Here is a 789-nt window from a genome sequence, read left to right on the forward strand (position 1 = left end):
CAATCATGAACCACCCCTCAAAGGGGTGGTTTGCTCTGGGCCTATAAGGCCGAGGGGGGCCGGCAGCGTCTAAAGGCGCTGCCTCTCACTTCGTTCAAGCCGTACCGCCCTTGTCTCTCGCGGGCCGCACAAAGCGGCCCTCGTACTACCGGGCAGCCCCTAAAGGGGCTCCCCTACTTCCTCTTGAACGGGTCCTCGTACTCCTTGACGCTCAACTTGTCCAGCGCGATGTCGTGGGCCTCCTGCTCCCTGATGTACTTCGCTATCGTCGCCTCGTTCAGGCCGACGGTCGACACGTAGTAGCCCTCGGACCAGAAGTGCCTGTTGCCGAACTTGTACTTGAGGTTGGCGTGCTTGTCGAACATCATGAGCGCGCTCTTGCCCTTGAGGTAGCCCATGAAGCTGGACACGCTGATCTTGGGAGGTATGCTGACCAGCATGTGGACGTGGTCGGGCATCAGGTGCCCCTCGATTATCTCCACCCCCTTGTACCTGCACAGGTTGCGGAATATCTCGCCCAGCGAATCCCTGTATTGGCTGTATATCAGTTTGCGCCTATACTTCGGTGTGAACACGATGTGGTACTTGCACATCCACTTCGTGTGCGACAGGCTGTGTGCCTTGTTTGCCAAAACGGCCGCCTTTCCGGGCTGATACGACTTGAACACCCGTATCGTATCCCGACTGGCGGCGTTTTGACGCAAGGGCGGAGCCTTCGACGCGCACCCGCATAGCGGGTGGTTTTTTGCCCGCCGCGCTTCGCGCGCCGTGCAGGCTCACGAGCCTGAA

At 59.6% G+C, this 789-nt stretch carries 1 protein-coding gene; it reads right to left on the reverse strand.

Annotated elements, in window-relative coordinates; all coding sequences use genetic code 11:
* Window positions 1-173: 173 nt before the first annotated feature.
* Window positions 174-632, reverse strand: a complete 459-nt coding sequence (gene tnpA, locus GO707_RS11840; protein ID WP_114540653.1) for an IS200/IS605 family transposase — start codon at window positions 630-632, stop codon at window positions 174-176.
* Window positions 633-789 lie beyond the last annotated feature (157 nt).

The organism is Adlercreutzia rubneri (assembly GCF_009755265.1).
Classification (GTDB): domain Bacteria; phylum Actinomycetota; class Coriobacteriia; order Coriobacteriales; family Eggerthellaceae; genus Adlercreutzia; species Adlercreutzia rubneri.